The organism is Bacillus sp. FSL R5-0416, from assembly GCF_037975425.1.
Lineage (GTDB): Bacteria > Bacillota > Bacilli > Bacillales > Bacillaceae > Bacillus > Bacillus subtilis.
This window is the reverse complement of record NZ_CP150252.1, coordinates 3,024,096-3,040,312: the sequence shown is the minus strand read 5'-3', so window position 1 is coordinate 3,040,312 and position 16,217 is coordinate 3,024,096. Positions and strand designations below refer to the sequence as shown.

Here is a 16,217-nt window from a genome sequence, read left to right as displayed (position 1 = left end):
GTGTTCCAGCAGACGGGACCCTCTTTTTTTATGCGCTCGGCCTTAAGAGAGATACACTGGAAAAACGAGCTTGCGGGTCTTTTTAATTCATGGTATGTTGTTAGTCGAAATAATAGATAGAGGTGTCAATCATATGAGAATGCGCCACAAGCCTTGGGCTGATGACTTTTTGGCTGAAAACGCAGATATTGCCATCAGCAATCCTGCTGATTATAAAGGGAAATGGAACACAGTGTTTGGCAACGACAATCCGATCCATATCGAGGTTGGTACAGGAAAAGGCCAATTTATTTCTGGTATGGCCAAACAAAATCCCGACATCAATTATATTGGTATTGAGTTATTTAAAAGCGTCATCGTGACAGCCGTCCAAAAAGTAAAAGACAGCGAAGCGCAGAATGTAAAGCTTCTGAATATAGATGCGGACACGCTGACGGATGTGTTTGAGCCGGGGGAAGTGAAACGGGTCTACTTGAACTTTTCTGATCCTTGGCCGAAGAAACGGCATGAAAAACGCCGCCTGACATATTCCCACTTCCTCAAAAAATATGAAGAAGTAATGGGCAAAGGCGGAGCGATTCATTTTAAAACGGACAACCGAGGTTTGTTTGAGTACTCTTTGAAGAGCTTCTCTGAGTACGGCCTCCTGCTGACATACGTCAGTCTTGATTTGCATAACAGCAATCTCGAAGGCAATATTATGACAGAATATGAAGAAAAATTCTCTGCACTCGGCCAGCCGATCTATCGGGCTGAGGTTGAATGGAGAACGTAAAGACAGACTCTGACAGGAGTCTGTTTTTTTTATGGACCGTTTGCTACCATGATGACAGGGGGGATGAAAATGGAAACAATGAAAATTGGAAACATCACGTTGACCTGGCTTGACGGAGGCGTGACGCATATGGACGGAGGCGCCATGTTCGGCGTTGTGCCAAAGCCGCTTTGGTCTAAAAAATATCCAGTCAATGAAAAAAACCAGATTGAACTAAGGACAGACCCTATTTTGATTCAAAAGGATGGGCTCAATATCATCGTTGACGCCGGAATTGGGTCCGGCAAGCTGACTGATAAACAAAAACGAAACTATGGCGTGACACAAGAGTCGAATGTGAAACCCTCATTAGCTGCACTCGGATTAACGGTTGCCGATATAGATGTGATCGCAATGACACACCTTCATTTTGATCATGCATGCGGTTTAACCGAATATGAAGGTGAACGGCTCGTCTCTGTCTTTCCGAATGCAGTGATTTATACATCAGCTGTTGAATGGGACGAAATGCGCCATCCGAATATCAGGTCGAAAAATACGTATTGGAAAGAAAATTGGGAGGCTGTAGCTGGCCAAGTCAAAACCTTTGAAGACACCTTAACGATCACAGAGGGTATTACAATGCATCACACCGGAGGCCATAGCGACGGACACAGCGTCCTGATATGCGAGGATGCGGGTGAAACTGCCGTACATATGGCAGATCTGATGCCGACACATGCCCACCGCAATCCGCTATGGGTGCTGGCTTACGATGATTATCCGATGACCTCTATCCCGCAAAAGCAGAAATGGCAGGCGTTCGCAGCAGAAAAAGACGCTTGGTTTATTTTTTACCATGATGCCGAGTATCGCGCCCTTCAATGGGAGGAGGACGGAAGCATCAAAAAGTCAGTTAAGCGAATGAAGCAATAGCATATTTTTATGTTTACCCTGCATGTTTTCCGGCTAATAATGCAAACCTAGTACTAATTATGCTCAGAAAGGAAGAGGCAGGGTGAAACAATTCAAAGTAACAAACGAAGGAGACATTCAAACAACATTAAGAGGCCTTGAAGTGCTCTCTGTTCCTTTTTTGAACAAAGGTGTTGCTTTTACTGAGGAAGAAAGAAAAGAACTTGGTTTAAAAGGCTTTCTGCCGCCCAAGGTATTAACAATTGATGATCAGGCGAAAAGAGCGTATGAACAATATTCCGCACAGCCTGACGATTTGAGCAAAAATGTCTATTTAACGGCGCTGCACGATCGGAATGAAACGCTGTTTTATCGCCTGTTAAATGACCATTTAGGGGAAATGCTCCCGATTGTCTACACACCGACAGTCGGAACGGCAATCCAGAGATACAGCCATGAATACAGAAAACCACGAGGGCTCTATCTGTCAATCGATGACCCGGACGGTATGAAAGAAGCATTTAAACAGTATAAAGATCAAAGCGATACGATCGATTTAATTGTTGCCACTGATGCGGAAGGAATTTTAGGAATCGGTGACTGGGGCGTCGGAGGAATCGCGATTTCTATTGGCAAGCTGGCGGTTTATACAGCGGCTGCGGGCATTGATCCGAGCAGAGTGCTGGCTGTTGTTTTAGATGCGGGGACAAATCAGGAGAGCCTCTTGAACGACCCGCTTTATGTCGGCAACCAGCATTCCAGAGTGCGCGGCGAACGCTATGACCAATTTATTGACGACTACGTTGCGCTGGCGAGAGAAACATTTCCGAATGCATTGCTGCATTGGGAGGATTTCGGGGCGAAAAACGCGCGAAGCATTTTGAAACGCTATAAAGATAAAGTGTGTACCTTCAATGATGATATCCAAGGAACTGGCGCTGTTTCTTTGGCCGCAGTCTTATCCTGTGCAAAAGCGTCTAAAGTTCCGCTGAGGGATCACAGAGTTGTTATATTCGGAGCGGGAACGGCAGGAATCGGAATTGCCGAACAGCTGCGGGAAGCATTGGTGCGCGAGGGGCTGAGTGAAGAAGAATCATACAAGCGCTTCTGGTGCATAGACAGAAACGGGCTGTTAACAGATGATATGGATCAGCTTCTTGATTTCCAAAAGCCGTATGCCCGTTCGGCTGATGAAGTGAAGGATTATCAGCGGAACGGAGACGGCGGAGGCATTGATCTTCTTGAAGTGGTCCGGCAGGCGAAACCGACGATCCTGATCGGCACATCTACAGTTTCCGGCGCTTTCACTGAAGAAATTGTAAAAGAAATGGCGTCACATGTGAAACGGCCGGCGATTTTGCCAATGTCAAATCCGACAACCCTTTCTGAAGCAAAACCGGAGGATTTAATCGAATGGACAGAAGGCCGTGCGCTGATCACGACAGGAAGCCCGTTCCCGCCAGTTGAATATAACGGAGTTACGTATCATATCGGGCAGGCAAACAACGCGCTTGTCTTCCCTGGTCTCGGTCTTGGAACGATTGTTACAAAATCAAAATTAATTACCGACGGCATGTTTGAAGCATGTGCCCGGGCAATCGCAGGTATGGTCAATGTCGGGGTGCCTGGCGCGCCGATGCTTCCAAAAGTTGAAGATTTGCGCACTGTTTCGGCAACCGTTGCTGTTGAAGTTGCAAAAACCGCAATGAAGGAAGGCGTCGCTACGGAAGAGCCTGAAGACATTATACAGGCAGTGCAGGATGCGATGTGGTATCCGGTATACAAACCGATTCGCGCGATATAATAAAAAAGAGCCGCTGCATAGGCAGCGGCTTCTATTTTTTGCTTGTCCGGTGTTAAGAGGCGATTGTATCAATGACATCAACAATTTCTCCCGTTTTCGCATCCACCATGACTTCATACTGTTCTAATTCTCCGAAAGCTGATCGTGTAATGCCGGTTTTGTATACCTGTACCGTTTCTCCGTTAATATTGTAAGGCTCCGGCTGGGTGTAAATCCATGATCCGTCAATCGGGCCCCGCTGCTTAAAAGCAGATTTTACAATTCGAAGCGCTTTTTCTGAAGAAATATAAGGCTTCATCACATATTGTTTCACAACGACAGCCGTACAAATTCCAAGTCCTGCTCCTAAAAGAAGATGACGCAATTTCAAAATAAAGCACCTCCTGGTTGATCGTACTTTTCATTATACAGAAACAGCCAAATCCTGTTAAGCAATACGCGGCTGATCGAGCAGATTGGGTCAGGGTGCTTGGAAAACTTCATTGTTTCTAATAAAATAAAAGGACTACATAGAAATGAGGGGAAAACATGAATCAAGAAACGAAAGCGCTTTTCCAAACACTGACGCAGCTTCCCGGCGCGCCGGGCAATGAGCATCAGGTTCGTGCTTTTATGAAGCAGGAGCTAGCCAAATATGCCGATGACATCGTTCAGGACAGACTGGGAAGTGTTTTCGGAGTCAGACGAGGCGCAGAGGACGCACCGAGAATTATGGTAGCCGGGCACATGGACGAAGTCGGCTTCATGGTGACATCCATTACAGACAACGGGCTGCTCAGATTCCAGACGCTCGGAGGCTGGTGGAGCCAGGTTTTGCTTGCGCAGCGGGTTGAAATTCAAACAGATAACGGGCCGGTTCCGGGTGTGATTTCAAGCATACCGCCGCATTTATTGACAGATGCGCAGCGAAACCGTCCGATGGATATCAAAAACATGATGATCGACATTGGAGCGGATGATAAGGAAGACGCCATCAAAATCGGCATTAAACCGGGACAGCAGATTGTGCCTGTTTGTCCGTTTACGACGATGGCGAATGAAAAGAAAATTTTATCAAAAGCATGGGATAACAGATATGGATGCGGCTTAAGCATTGAACTTCTGAAGGAATTACACGGTAAAGAGCTTCCGAATACACTCTATGCGGGTGCAACGGTTCAGGAAGAAGTAGGGCTAAGGGGCGCGCAGACGGCTTCTCATATGATTAAACCGGACTTGTTTTTCGCCCTTGACGCCAGCCCGGCAAACGATATGAGCGGAGACAAAAATGAATTCGGCCAGCTTGGAAAAGGCTTTTTGCTGCGCATTCTTGACAGAACGACAGTCATGCATCGCGGAATGAGGGAATTCGTTCTTGATATGGCTGAAACGCATGATATTCCATATCAATATTTTGTATCCGGCGGGGGAACAGACGCAGGCAAGGTTCATATTTCGAACAGCGGTGTGCCGTCAGCGGTTATCGGAATATGTTCCCGCTATATTCATACAAACGCTTCTATCATTCATATTGATGATTATGCTGCTGCTAAAGAAATGCTCATCAAACTTGTAACAGCCTGCGATAAGCAGACGGTGGATGCGATTAAAGAAAATATGTAGGTTTCATAAAAGCTTGTTGAACGAGCAGTAAGCTCGGATCGACAAGCTTTTTTCTTATTCTGTTTCAAATAGATAGGAAAGGGCCTTAATGGCTTGGTTAACGGTTTCAACCGTAATATTCGCTTTATTGGAAAGCTCTTTTAAAGGATGGTGGAGCGATTCCGGCCGGATGATAATCAGGGGTTTTCCTTTTGCGATCGCATATGATGCATCCATTGCCGTGTTCCACTGTTTGTACTTTTCGCCAAACAGGGCGATCACAAAGTCTGCTTTATTCATCAGGACGGCGGTTCTGAAGTTGTTGATGTCAGAGGCTTTGTCATCCTTTAAAACGGCATTTGGCTGTACGCCCATAATTTCTTCACCAATATTGTCTGAGCGGTCATGATTCTCCATTGGGCCAACAAACGTAATCGGGAGCTTCAGTGATTTTGTTTTTTCTTTAATTTCCTCGCGCCAATTGCTGTGGATTTCTCCTGCTAAATAGACGATAAACTCCATATAAAAATCCCTCCTTATGTATGTCCATCTGTAAATTTTACCCTCATGTACACGATGTTAAATGAAACGAGCTTGATAATGCAAATAAAATATGATAATGATAATGGGAAAGCCAATCTTACATATTCATTCGTTGCATATAAGTGGTTTTGCCTCAAGCAGTTTGGTATGATCCAAATGGACGAGTATCGATAAAAAACATGTAAGAACATAAACAACTGGAGGGATATGAAATGAAAAAAATTGAATCAACTCAAGAGCTGGAAAAAGCGGTAAAGGATGATTGGTCTGTATTTATGTTTTCAGCCGATTGGTGCCCGGATTGCCGTTTTGTAGAGCCTTTCCTGCCTGAATTGGAAGCGAATTTCCCTGAATTCACCTACTACTACGTAGACCGTGACAAATTCATTGATACATGTGCAGAGTGGGAAATTTACGGAATCCCAAGCTTTGTGGTGTTTAATGAAGGAAAAGAAGTAAATCGTTTTGTGAGCAAAGACCGCAAAACAAAAGAAGAAATTGAACAGTTTTTAACAGACTCTCTCGCTAAAGCGTAAAGGAGGACATCGGTTTGAAAATGACCTCAAGGAAGCTGTCAGATATACTGAAGCAGCGCCTTCAGCACGAGAATCGCTCCTTTCTGTTTGACAGAGAAAAAGACACCCTCCGTGTTGAGGATCAAACGACTAAAAAAGGGATTACACTCGATTTGCCGCCGATTATTGCAAAATGGGAACTGAAAAAAGACGAAGCCATTGATGAGATCGTGTACTATGTCTCCGAAGCGATGACGGCAATGGAAGGGAAGGCTCAGGAAATGACCGGGAAAGAAACTCGCATTTATCCGGTCATCCGCTCGACTTCCTTCCCGGACAAGTCCAGCGAAGATATCCCGCTCATTTATGACGATCATACCGCAGAGACAAGAATTTATTACGCGCTAGATCTCGGGAAAACCTACCGTTTAATTGACCAGCGCATGCTTGAGAAAGAAAACTGGACAAAAGAGCGGATCAGAGAGACGGCCGCATTTAATCTCCGTTCCCTGCCGACGGTTGTCAAAGAGGATACGGTTGCCGGCAATTACTTTTATTTCTTCAGGGCAAACGACGGATACGATGCAAGCCGGATTTTGAACGAAGCGATCTTAAATGAGTATAAGCAGCATGCAGAAGGGGAGCTGGCGATCTCTGTTCCTCATCAGGACGTTTTGATTCTTGCTGACATCCGGAATGAATCGGGGTATGATATTCTAGGACAAATGTCGATGAGCTTCTTTGCAGGCGGCACCGTCCCGATTACCGCCCTTTCATTTTTGTACAATGAAGGAAAGCTGGAACCGGTGTTTATCCTGGCGAAAAGCCGTCCGAAAAAGGATTAGAAAGGATTTTTACTTATGAACGCTTTTTATAATAAAGAAGGTGTGGGAGACACGCTCCTGATCTCTCTTCAAGATGTGACACGCGAACAATTAGGATATGAAAAACACGGCGACGTCGTCAAAATTTTCAATAACGAAACAAAAGAAACAACGGGCTTCAACATTTTCAACGCGTCTTCTTACTTGACCATTGATGAAAACGGCCCTGTTGCGCTCTCAGAAACATTCGTGCAAGATGTTAATGAGATTTTAAACAGAAACGGCGTTGAAGAAACATTAGTCGTTGATTTATCTCCGAAGTTTGTTGTGGGGTATGTAGAATCAAAAGAAAAACATCCGAATGCGGATAAATTAAGCGTATGTAAAGTCAACGTAGGAGAAGAAACGCTTCAGATCGTCTGCGGCGCGCCTAACGTTGACCAAGGCCAAAAAGTTGTCGTTGCCAAAGTCGGTGCTGTGATGCCTAGCGGACTTGTCATTAAGGATGCAGAGCTTCGCGGCGTTCCGTCAAGCGGGATGATCTGCTCAGCGAAAGAGCTTGATTTGCCGGATGCCCCTGCTGAAAAAGGAATCCTTGTGTTAGAAGGAGACTATGAGGCGGGAGACGCATTTCAGTTTTAGACTCCCATAAATCCGCCAAAAAAAACGAATCATGTGAAAAGCCGCTAAGCCCTTGTTTAGCGGCTTTGTTTCTGCTGATAGCTTAATCTTTTCTGGGCCGACCAGCAGTGGTATACTAAAAACCGTCCCAGAAAACTATAAGGGAGTTAGAGATAAATTATGAGTTGGCTTCATAAATTTTTTGATTTGTTTTTAGGCGAAAGCGAAGAGGATGCTGAACGGGAGACAAAACCCGCTCAAATTCCGAAGCAACAAGAAGTACATCATCCTGAAGGACAATTAAAAAGATTGGAAGATCCTAAAATATATTATGAATATCCAAAAGGCAAATTCCGTTTTCCAGTCGTGCCTGACGGATACAAAAATCATGACCTGAGAAGGCGCCGCACACCATCGGACGAACCGAAATCCGCGCCTCGTCCAAGTGCTGCACCTTACAGAGAGCGTCCCAGAAATGAAGAAGAGCAGCATACATATCAAGCAGCAGAGCCGGCGAAGAAACCGTTTAAACCGACAAATATCCCTTCGCCTGTCTATGGATTCAATCAAAAACCATCTGTTAAAAAGGATGTGCCGAAAAAGCCTTCTGAAACATTGAACGAACCGGATAAATCGGTAAAAGAGAAGGTAACACTGCTGTCAGAAGAGATCGAACGTGAACGCGGCTATCCTGCTTCAGACACACAGGCGCATTCCAAAAAAGAAAGTCCTTTCTTCCCGGATACCCAATTTGAAAAACAGCCTTCTGGCGTTTTAAACAGAAAGGATACGGAGAATGATGAGGCGCTGGCGAAACGGCCAGCCGAGCCGTCAGGTAACAAAGTGCCATTTGAGTCAGGCGTTCAACAGCCGGAAGAAGAGGAGCCTTCCTTCCCAGCTGAACATGCCGAAGAGCAAACACCGCCTGAGATGCTCACAGATACGGCGGCTGAAGGGCTTTCAGACAGTGAAGTAGGCCGCGAAGAGCCTGCAACGGCTAAGGAAGAGCAAAGGGAGCAGCAGCCAGAGAAAATTGAAGAGCCTGTTTTCTCCGCTGAACTTGATGAAGAGCAAACAGCTCCTGAATCTCAGACTGAGTCAGTATCTGAGGATGAAAAAGCAAAAGAGCCGTCAGACAGCCCAGTATACAATCATCATGAAAACGCGGCAGAAGGTGCTGAGTCCCCGTTCGTTCAAGAAGAACAAATGGACATTCGTCAGGAAGAGCCTTTATTTACTGATCATGAGTATTCATCAGAGGCTCTGGCTCAAGCAGAAACTGTGGCAAAAGAATCAGAAGAGCCATCAGAAAGCATAATAAATAATCATTATGACATCCTGGGAGAGGCTCAGGAAACGAAGATAGATGTTCAGCCAGACAGCCATACAGAGCTTGGGAAAACTGAACACATGGAGCAGGGTTCCAAATCGTTTACTGCAACTCTTGAAAACCGGCAGGGAATTCGCGCAGACAAACCTCGCGAAGCTTCAGAAGAGCCGAAAAAAAGGCCTGGTGTACAGGCGAAAAGGACCGAACAAAGCGCATCTTCTCAAAAAGGGCCATCCGTTCCTTTTAATGTGATGATGCTGAAAAGAGATACGCATAAACAGCAAAAAGCAGAGGAGCGCCGCGGCAGCTATGTATTTCCGAATGTTGCACTGCTTGATGTCCCGCCAGCGCAGGTTCAAGATGATGCTGCGTGGATCGAAGAACAGCGTCAGCTTCTTGATTTGACCTTGAAAAACTTCAATGTCCGCGCCAATGTGGTCCATGTAACCCAGGGTCCGTCTGTCACGAGATTTGAAGTGCATCCTGAACCGGGTGTAAAGGTGAATAAAATCACCAACTTGTCCGATGATATTAAACTCAGTCTCTCAGCGAGAGATATTCGGATTGAAGCGCCGATTCCGGGGAAAAACACGATCGGAATTGAAGTGCCGAACCGCACGAGCAAGGTGGTTGATTTGCGCCAAATGATTCGCAGCTCAGCTTTCAGGACAAGCAAGTCACCGCTCACAGCTGCGCTGGGATTAGATATTTCAGGAAATCCTGTTGTTATCGACTTGAAGAAAATGCCGCATGGCTTGATTGCCGGCGCTACAGGCTCCGGAAAAAGCGTATGCATCAATACAATATTAGTCAGCCTGCTTTATAAAGCTGACCCGAGTGAGGTAAAGGTGCTGCTGATTGATCCGAAAATGGTAGAGCTGGCCCCTTACAATAAAATTCCTCACCTCGTCAGCCCGGTCATTACTGACGCTAAAGCGGCTACGGCTGCTTTGAAATGGGTCGTTGAGGAAATGGAGCGCCGCTATGAGCTTTTTGCCCATTCAGGTGTCCGCGACATTGACCGCTTTAATCAATTAACCGCTGAACACCAAATGGGTGAAAAGCTGCCATATTTAGTTGTCATTATTGATGAGCTTGCAGATTTGATGATGGTGGCTCCAAACGATGTGGAAGAAAGCATTGCGCGGATCGCCCAAAAAGCCAGAGCGTGCGGTATCCATCTTCTCGTCGCAACTCAGCGTCCGTCAGTCGATGTCATAACAGGTCTGATTAAGGCGAATATCCCGACGAGAATCGCCTTTTCTGTCTCAAGCCAGGTTGATTCCCGAACAATTATTGACATAGCCGGTGCAGAAAAGCTTCTCGGAAAAGGGGATATGCTCTTTTTGGAAAACGGATCGGGAAAACCGGTCCGTCTGCAAGGTAACTTTGTGTCAGACCGGGAAATCGACCGCGTCGTTTCCCACGTCAGAAGCCAAATGCCGCCGACCTATTTATTTGAACAAGAAGAGCTCGTAAGACAAGGATCAGCCCTGAAAGAAGAGGACGAACTGTTTTACGAAGCGTGTGAGTTTGTTGTAGAGCAAAACAGTGCGAGCACTTCAAGCCTGCAAAGAAGATTCAGAATCGGTTACAATCGTGCGGCAAGGCTGATCGACATGATGGAAGCGGAAGGCATGATCTCTGAGGCAAAAGGAAGCAAGCCTCGAGAGGTGCTGATCACAGCAAGTGATTTAATAAACGAATAATATGGGTTCATTTTCACACCAAACATGGTATGATAGTGTTTAGAGCATTTAACAGCTATGCCGCTTTACAGCAGCTGTGCATAGACAAATCTTGATATCTGGGTTTAATCGGAAAGAAATAACCTGATACTAAACATAACAAAATATATAAAATACGCCGCTAAGGTAGGCTTTTCAGCCGCCGCGGTCGCAAATTGAAATGAGCGTCATATACTGGGGAACAGATAGACGTTTGTTGGAGGTACAATTATGACTGTTTATCATTTTGTTGGAATAAAAGGGACCGGTATGAGTCCGCTTGCCCAAATACTTCATGATAATGGATATACTGTCCAAGGATCGGATATCGAAAAATTTATTTTTACGCAAACAGCGCTTGAAAAAAGAAATATTACGATTCTTCCTTTTAGCGCGGAAAATATTAAACCCGGCATGACAGTCATCGCCGGAAACGCATTCCCAGACACGCATCCTGAGATAGAAAAAGCGATGTCTGAGGGAATTCCGGTGATACGTTATCATAAGTTTTTAGGCGACTACATGAAAAAATTCACGAGTGTTGCCGTTACGGGCGCACACGGCAAAACGTCGACTACGGGTCTGCTGGCTCACGTGATCCAAAACGCAAAACCGACGTCTTTCTTAATCGGAGACGGAACAGGCCAGGGAAATGAAAACAGCGAATACTTTGTGTTTGAAGCGTGCGAATACCGCCGCCATTTCTTAAGCTATCAGCCAGATTACGCGATTATGACGAATATTGATTTTGATCACCCTGATTACTTTTCAAGCATTGACGATGTATTTGACGCTTTCCAAGAGATGGCTCTTCAAGTCAACAAAGGCATTATTGCCTGCGGAGACGATGAGCATCTGCCGAAAATCCATGCGAACGTCCCGGTTGTGTATTACGGCACAGGGGAAGAAAATGATTTTCAAGCCAGAAACATCGTAAAAAGCACGGAAGGGACAACTTTTGATGTCTTTGTCCGCAATACGTTCTATGATACGTTTTATATTCCTGCGTACGGCCACCACAATGTATTAAACTCATTGGCGGTCATTGCGTTATGCCATTATGAAGAAATTGATTCCAGCATCATTAAGCATGCTCTCAAATCCTTTGGGGGCGTCAAACGCAGATTCAATGAGAAGCAGCTTGGGGATCAAGTGCTGATTGATGACTATGCCCATCATCCGACAGAAATAAAAGTGACAATCGAGGCGGCAAGACAGAAGTATCCTGATCGGGAAATTGTCGCGGTATTCCAGCCTCATACATTTACACGGACGCAGCAGTTCCTTGACGAATTTGCAGAAAGCCTGAGCGGCGCTGACTGTGTGTATTTATGCGATATTTTCGGCTCAGCCCGTGAGAATGCCGGAAAGCTGACGATCGGCGATCTCCAGGGAAAAATTCATAATGCCAAGCTGATTGAAGAAGATGACACATCTGTTTTAAAAGCTCATGATAAAGCCGTTCTCATCTTCATGGGAGCAGGAGATATCCAAAAATATATGAGAGCCTACGAAAACGTCATGGCATAATAAAAAGCAGTGATCTCACTGCTTTTTATTTATCTGATGGGAAAGCTTATTAAAGGATTTTCTTACATAACGGAGAATAGTATGTATACAGCCCAGTACACATGTTTATGATTGAAGAAAACGGGTAAACAGCAGTATATCCTGCAGCAAGGAGGTTTGAGATGATTATTATTCTTTATTTGAGCGTTGCACTCATCGCAGTTGCATTTCTCGTATTAGTGATCTACTTGTCTAAAACATTGAAGTCATTGCAGCTGACACTAAAAAACGTCGCATCCACTCTTGAAGGGCTGGAGGGACAAATGAAGGGCATCACAACTGAAACAGCCGAGCTTTTACATAAGACCAACCGCCTGGCTGAAGATATTCAGGAAAAATCAGAAAAGCTGAACACGGTCGTTCATGCTGTTCAAGGAGTGGGAGCTTCTGTACAGCAGTTCAATACATCCATGAAACAAGCGGCAGGGTCTGTATCGGCATCAGTTAGAGAAAATCAAGATAAGATCAATCAAGTTGTCACATGGAGTCAAGCAGCAATGGAAATTTGGGAGAAATGGAAGCAAAAGAAAAAATCAGCCCTGTAAGAGAAAAAAATACTAAGAGGAGGAATAATGATGAGCAAAGATGGAATTAATAGTAAAGATTTTTTAATCGGAACTTTAATCGGGGGAATCATCGGTGCCACTACAGCTCTTTTTCTAGCGCCTAAATCAGGCAAAGAACTTCGCGACGATCTCGGCAGCCAGGCTGTTGCTTTACGGGACAAAACTGATAAAATGACGGCAGATGCGAAGGAAAAAGGCACGCAATATGTCAGCATCGCAAAAGACAAAACTTCCAACATCACACAGCTTGTAGCGGATCAGTCTGGGCAAATCATGAACAAGGTAAAGGATTTAAGAGACCGTTCCAAATCTGACAAAACGGATTCATCGACTGCAATGCAAGATATGAGGGAAGAAGCGATGCAGGCGGCTGATGAAACAAAAGATCAAGTCCTCCAGACGAAAGAAGATGTAAAAGACGAACTGAAAGATGCACAAAAACAGGCTGAGCAGTTGAATCGCTAAGCAGGGAAGGAAGAGCTTGAGTCATGGCTAAACAGCTTATTCAATCTGAGGAAGAATTTAAACGGATTGCAGAACAGGAAGGCGTTTTCGTCTTCTTTAAACACAGCACCACATGCCCGATCAGCCAGGCAGCATTTCATGAGTTTGATGCCTTTGCAAATCAGCATGAGGATGTGCCGGCTTACTATCTTCAAGTACAAGAAGCCCGGCCGCTGTCCAATTTCATTGCAGAAACATATGGGGTCAAGCATGAAAGCCCTCAAGTATTCATCATCCAGAACGGTGAAGTGAAATGGCATACCTCACATTCACAAATTACAGAAGTCGCAATTGAGCAGCATTTGTCATAGAAAAAAGCGTCCAGATATCATCTGGCGCTTTTTTTTTTGTAAAAAACCCTTGAACATTGCCCTCACATCATGTAGGATAGCTTCATAGATTACTTTATCACTTAAAAGCGTTTGGGTAATAAAGTAGAGTTTTTATAAAATTTTTTGTATTTCAGTATTTCCATTTGGAATTACTTATAGTAAGATGCATGATAACTACAAAATAAAAAATGAATGTGCAGGGAAAGGATGAAAAAAATGAGCAACACAGAGTTAGAGCTTTTAAGGCAGAAAGCAGACGAATTAAACCTACAAATTTTAAAATTAATCAACGAACGCGGCAATGTTGTAAAAGAGATCGGTAAAGCGAAGGAAGCACAGGGTGTGAACCGATTTGACCCTGTCAGAGAACGCACGATGTTAAACAATATCATTGAAAACAATGACGGGCCGTTCGAAAATTCAACCATCCAGCACATTTTTAAAGAGATATTCAAAGCCGGTTTAGAGCTTCAGGAAGAAGATCACAGCAAAGCGCTGCTTGTCTCCCGCAAGAAAAAACCTGAAGATACAATTGTTGATATCAAAGGTGAAAAAATCGGAGACGGCCAGCAAAGATTCATTGTCGGCCCATGTGCGGTAGAGAGCTATGAGCAGGTAGCTGAAGTCGCTGCAGCTGCGAAAAAACAAGGGATTAAAATTTTGCGCGGTGGAGCCTTTAAGCCTCGTACGAGCCCATACGATTTCCAAGGGCTTGGTGTTGAAGGCCTTCAAATTTTAAAACGTGTAGCGGATGAATTTGATCTGGCGGTTATCAGTGAAATCGTAACTCCGGCTCATATCGAAGAAGCGCTGGACTACATTGATGTCATTCAAATCGGAGCGCGCAACATGCAAAACTTCGAATTGCTGAAAGCGGCCGGCGCCGTGAAAAAGCCAGTGCTTCTGAAGCGCGGTCTTGCTGCAACGATCTCTGAATTCATCAATGCTGCTGAATACATCATGTCACAAGGAAATGACCAAATTATCCTTTGTGAGCGCGGAATCAGAACATATGAAACAGCAACGAGAAACACGCTGGATATTTCAGCTGTGCCGATTTTGAAACAAGAAACGCATTTGCCAGTCTTTGTTGATGTTACGCATTCAACAGGCCGCCGTGACCTCTTGCTTCCGACAGCTAAAGCAGCTTTAGCGATCGGTGCAGATGGCGTAATGGCTGAGGTTCACCCTGATCCGTCAGTCGCACTTTCTGACTCTGCTCAGCAAATGGCGATTCCTGAATTCGAAAAATGGCTGAATGAACTGAAGCCAATGGTGAAAGTCAACGCTTAATTGAACAATCCAAAAGGCCGCGCCTGCGGCCTTTTTTTATGCTTTCTCGTTTATTTAGTTATAAAAACCAAGTATACGTTTTCATCATCTATAAAAACGTGTATAATTTCATGAGAAGTAATTAAATTTGATGAATAATGAAAAATAATGTACACTACTGACTTACGCTTACAAATCATAAACGACATAAATTCGGACATTATGACATTTCTCTACATAAAGTGTTTATGCTATAGATAAGGATAAGTGTATCCAGTAAAAGGAGTGGTTTTAGGATGAGCAATATTACGATCTACGATGTAGCGAGAGAAGCTAATGTAAGCATGGCAACCGTTTCCCGTGTCGTGAACGGCAACCCGAATGTAAAACCGACAACGAGGAAAAAAGTCTTGGAAGCCATTGAACGTCTCGGTTACCGTCCAAACGCGGTGGCAAGAGGACTGGCAAGTAAAAAAACAACAACTGTAGGTGTCATCATTCCCGATATCTCAAGCATTTTCTATTCAGAGCTTGCACGCGGAATTGAAGATATCGCGACAATGTATAAATACAATATTATTTTGAGCAACTCTGACCAAAACATGGAGAAAGAGCTGCACTTGTTAAACACAATGCTCGGCAAACAAGTGGACGGCATCGTGTTTATGGGCGGAAACATTACGGACGAGCATGTGGCGGAATTTAAGCGTTCCCCAGTGCCGATTGTACTTGCCGCTTCTGTAGAAGAGCAGGAGGAAACACCGTCAGTCGCTATCGATTACGAACAGGCGATTTATGATGCTGTGAAGCTTTTGGTTGATAAAGGACATACAGACATCGCATTCGTTTCCGGACCAATGGCAGAACCGATCAACCGTTCAAAAAAACTCCAAGGCTACAAACGTGCGCTTGAAGAAGCGAACCTTCCGTTTAATGAACAATTTGTAGCTGAAGGGGATTACACATATGATTCCGGACTCGAAGCACTGCAGCATCTGATGAGCCTGGATAAAAAACCGACAGCCATTCTTTCTGCAACTGATGAAATGGCACTCGGCATTATCCATGCCGCTCAGGATCAGGGCTTATCCATTCCGGAGGATCTCGACATTATCGGTTTTGATAATACAAGATTAAGCCTCATGGTTCGTCCGCAGCTTTCAACAGTTGTTCAGCCGACATATGATATCGGCGCCGTTGCGATGAGACTGCTGACGAAGCTCATGAATAAAGAGCCGGTTGAAGAGCATATCGTCGAACTGCCGCACCGTATAGAGCTTAGAAAGTCAACCAAGTCATAAGAAAAACAAAGAGCAAGCTTCACCTTTATGGTGAATTCTTGCTTTTTTCATGGGGAGAA

Annotated in this window: 17 protein-coding genes; 15 read left to right on the top strand and 2 right to left on the bottom strand. The window is 44.7% G+C overall.

Annotated features, from left to right (window positions below):
• The first annotated feature begins 133 nt into the window (after positions 1 to 133).
• From trmB to NYE20_RS16250, 3 genes are all read left to right on the top strand, one after another.
• Entirely contained in the window at positions 134 to 775 is a 642-nt protein-coding gene (gene trmB, locus NYE20_RS16260) for a tRNA (guanosine(46)-N7)-methyltransferase TrmB (RefSeq protein ID WP_021480321.1), read from the top strand.
• A 69-nt stretch (positions 776 to 844) separates the two neighbouring features.
• Positions 845 to 1,690 (top strand): MBL fold metallo-hydrolase, encoded by an 846-nt coding sequence (locus NYE20_RS16255; RefSeq protein WP_014477683.1) that lies wholly within the window; start codon positions 845 to 847, stop codon positions 1,688 to 1,690.
• Between the two features lie 82 nt (positions 1,691 to 1,772).
• Entirely contained in the window at positions 1,773 to 3,473 is a 1,701-nt protein-coding gene (locus tag NYE20_RS16250) for an NAD-dependent malic enzyme (protein WP_014480576.1), read from the top strand.
• Positions 3,474 to 3,525: 52 nt separating this feature from the next.
• Here the strand turns inward: NYE20_RS16250 and NYE20_RS16245 are convergent, their stop codons facing one another.
• Positions 3,526 to 3,843 carry a PepSY domain-containing protein gene (locus NYE20_RS16245; RefSeq protein ID WP_014477682.1) on the bottom strand — a complete coding sequence of 106 codons (318 nt, stop codon included), beginning with the start codon at positions 3,841 to 3,843 and terminating at the stop codon, positions 3,526 to 3,528.
• A 158-nt stretch (positions 3,844 to 4,001) separates the two neighbouring features.
• Between NYE20_RS16245 and NYE20_RS16240 the strand changes: the two genes are divergently transcribed.
• Positions 4,002 to 5,075, top strand: a complete 1,074-nt coding sequence (locus tag NYE20_RS16240) for a M42 family metallopeptidase (RefSeq protein ID WP_014480574.1) — start codon at positions 4,002 to 4,004, stop codon at positions 5,073 to 5,075.
• 54 nt (positions 5,076 to 5,129) lie between these two features.
• On the opposite strand, the gene NYE20_RS16235 is transcribed toward NYE20_RS16240, so the two are convergent.
• Positions 5,130 to 5,576, bottom strand: a complete 447-nt coding sequence (locus NYE20_RS16235) for a YtoQ family protein (protein ID WP_003229263.1) — start codon at positions 5,574 to 5,576, stop codon at positions 5,130 to 5,132.
• A 78-nt stretch (positions 5,577 to 5,654) separates the two neighbouring features.
• Between NYE20_RS16235 and NYE20_RS16230 the strand changes: the two genes are divergently transcribed.
• The 11 genes from NYE20_RS16230 to ccpA all read left to right on the top strand — a co-directional run bounded on the left by NYE20_RS16230 (position 5,655) and on the right by ccpA (position 16,158).
• Positions 5,655 to 5,771, top strand: a complete 117-nt coding sequence (locus tag NYE20_RS16230) for a hypothetical protein (protein WP_004399150.1) — start codon at positions 5,655 to 5,657, stop codon at positions 5,769 to 5,771.
• A 38-nt stretch (positions 5,772 to 5,809) separates the two neighbouring features.
• Positions 5,810 to 6,133 (top strand): thioredoxin family protein, encoded by a 324-nt coding sequence (locus NYE20_RS16225; protein ID WP_003229265.1) that lies wholly within the window; start codon positions 5,810 to 5,812, stop codon positions 6,131 to 6,133.
• A gap of 14 nt (positions 6,134 to 6,147) precedes the next feature.
• A complete protein-coding gene (locus NYE20_RS16220) occupies positions 6,148 to 6,957 on the top strand; it encodes a DUF1444 domain-containing protein (RefSeq protein ID WP_009967991.1) in 810 nt (269 codons plus the stop codon).
• A 15-nt stretch (positions 6,958 to 6,972) separates the two neighbouring features.
• Positions 6,973 to 7,578 carry a YtpR family tRNA-binding protein gene (gene ytpR, locus NYE20_RS16215; RefSeq protein WP_003229269.1) on the top strand — a complete coding sequence of 202 codons (606 nt, stop codon included), beginning with the start codon at positions 6,973 to 6,975 and terminating at the stop codon, positions 7,576 to 7,578.
• 159 nt (positions 7,579 to 7,737) lie between these two features.
• The gene (gene sftA / locus NYE20_RS16210) at positions 7,738 to 10,596 is read left to right on the top strand and encodes a DNA translocase SftA (RefSeq protein WP_103803872.1); all 2,859 of its coding nucleotides are present in this window, start codon (positions 7,738 to 7,740) and stop codon (positions 10,594 to 10,596) included.
• A 249-nt stretch (positions 10,597 to 10,845) separates the two neighbouring features.
• On the top strand, positions 10,846 to 12,144 hold the full coding sequence (gene murC / locus NYE20_RS16205) for a UDP-N-acetylmuramate--L-alanine ligase (RefSeq protein WP_003229274.1): 1,299 nt from the start codon (positions 10,846 to 10,848) through the stop codon (positions 12,142 to 12,144).
• A 161-nt stretch (positions 12,145 to 12,305) separates the two neighbouring features.
• On the top strand, positions 12,306 to 12,728 hold the full coding sequence (locus tag NYE20_RS16200; protein ID WP_003229276.1) for a DUF948 domain-containing protein: 423 nt from the start codon (positions 12,306 to 12,308) through the stop codon (positions 12,726 to 12,728).
• Between the two features lie 30 nt (positions 12,729 to 12,758).
• Positions 12,759 to 13,214 carry a YtxH domain-containing protein gene (locus tag NYE20_RS16195; protein WP_004398549.1) on the top strand — a complete coding sequence of 152 codons (456 nt, stop codon included), beginning with the start codon at positions 12,759 to 12,761 and terminating at the stop codon, positions 13,212 to 13,214.
• Between the two features lie 23 nt (positions 13,215 to 13,237).
• Positions 13,238 to 13,564 carry a bacillithiol system redox-active protein YtxJ gene (ytxJ, locus tag NYE20_RS16190; RefSeq protein ID WP_161621733.1) on the top strand — a complete coding sequence of 109 codons (327 nt, stop codon included), beginning with the start codon at positions 13,238 to 13,240 and terminating at the stop codon, positions 13,562 to 13,564.
• A gap of 237 nt (positions 13,565 to 13,801) precedes the next feature.
• Positions 13,802 to 14,878: a bifunctional 3-deoxy-7-phosphoheptulonate synthase/chorismate mutase gene (locus NYE20_RS16185; RefSeq protein ID WP_003223454.1), complete on the top strand. Its 1,077-nt coding sequence runs from the start codon at positions 13,802 to 13,804 to the stop codon at positions 14,876 to 14,878.
• A gap of 275 nt (positions 14,879 to 15,153) precedes the next feature.
• Entirely contained in the window at positions 15,154 to 16,158 is a 1,005-nt protein-coding gene (gene ccpA / locus NYE20_RS16180) for a catabolite control protein A (RefSeq protein ID WP_003229285.1), read from the top strand.
• The last annotated feature ends 59 nt before the right edge of the window (positions 16,159 to 16,217 follow it).